The 1015-nt window shown below is 43.4% G+C and carries 3 protein-coding genes; 1 reads left to right on the forward strand and 2 read right to left on the reverse strand.

What is annotated here, in order from left to right:
- Nucleotides 1–249: IS66 family insertion sequence element accessory protein TnpB (gene tnpB, locus HMPREF0106_RS00100; RefSeq protein WP_009041325.1), on the reverse strand; the 249-nt coding region annotated here is incomplete at its 3' end.
- The gene (locus tag HMPREF0106_RS00095; RefSeq protein ID WP_008642273.1) at nucleotides 237–638 is read right to left on the reverse strand and encodes a hypothetical protein; all 402 of its coding nucleotides are present in this window, start codon (nucleotides 636–638) and stop codon (nucleotides 237–239) included. The genes tnpB and HMPREF0106_RS00095, both read right to left, overlap by 13 nt.
- A gap of 162 nt (nucleotides 639–800) precedes the next feature.
- On the opposite strand from HMPREF0106_RS00095, the gene HMPREF0106_RS26635 reads away from it, so the two are divergent.
- Nucleotides 801–1015 (forward strand): DUF6078 family protein (locus HMPREF0106_RS26635; protein WP_009041326.1); only part of this gene is annotated, 215 nt, incomplete at its 3' end.

Genomic DNA, 1015 nt, shown 5'->3' on the forward strand with positions numbered 1-1015 from the left:
GTTAAATGTCGGTAACTCAAAACTTCCACCCTCGAGGCGCTTGTAGTACAGAAGAAAGCCATCGCCATCCCAACGCAGTATTTTTACACTTTGTCGGTTTTTGCCAAAGAATAAAAATATATCTCCGGAAACGGGAGACAAGTCCTTCATTTCCAAGCGTATAATTTTGAATAAACCGTCGATGCCAAGGTTCATACGAACAAAGCCCTGGTACAGATAGTATCGATTGGCTGATGTTAGAGAATACATGGATCTCCCTCCTTTCTTTCGTAATCGAGCAACATTTTAATAACACCACCGGGTGTGGCCCGTTTGACCGAAATGGTGGTTCCACTGTTAAACGTGATTGTGATCCCGGCAAGACTAAACTCTTCTTCCGACGACATGGCGGGTGCTATTTGAGTGAACGCAGGAGAGGTAGTGCTCAGTGGGGACGGCTCAACGCCGCCATAATAATCACGAACCACATCTGCCTTAGCTTGTTTAACGCTATAGCCCCGTCGGGACATCCAGGAACTCATACCTCCAAAAGTGGTATGCTGCTCGCGGCAAACATCCGCTAAAGAACAATTGTAGTCTGTTTTTAAGACTTCTTGGAAACGTTTCCAAGTTCTTCTAAATCTATTTTCTAAATCCATAATGCTTCATTTTTATACCTCGCAAAGATATGAGAGCTAAAAACGGACAGCAATATAGAATCGCGGAGACGCTTACCTTTCACGTTTTTTCTTTTTCAAACTGTACCTTTCCACAATAAAAACACTACCTTTGTCAATCATGTATGTAATATACAATATAAAATGAACGACAATAAATTAAAAAACAAAACAGTCCCTTTCAACTACGCCCGCTGCTACAACGAGCAATGTCCGAAAGCTTGTAACTGCCTGCGTCGGGTGGCTGCACTTCTCACTACCGCTGACACGTCCTATATCAGCATCGTAAACCCAATGTGTATTCCGGCCACCGGAATTGACTGTCCCCACTTCCAAAACGCAGAAAAGATACATGTGGC

Source organism: Bacteroides sp. D22 (assembly GCF_000163675.1).
Taxonomy (GTDB): Bacteria; Bacteroidota; Bacteroidia; order Bacteroidales; family Bacteroidaceae; genus Bacteroides; species Bacteroides xylanisolvens.

Excerpts from the sequence above, each read along its gene's own strand:
- HMPREF0106_RS00095 (WP_008642273.1), bottom strand. The coding sequence starts at position 638 with ATGGATTTAGAAAATAGATTTAGAAGAACTTGGAAACGTTTCCAAGAA.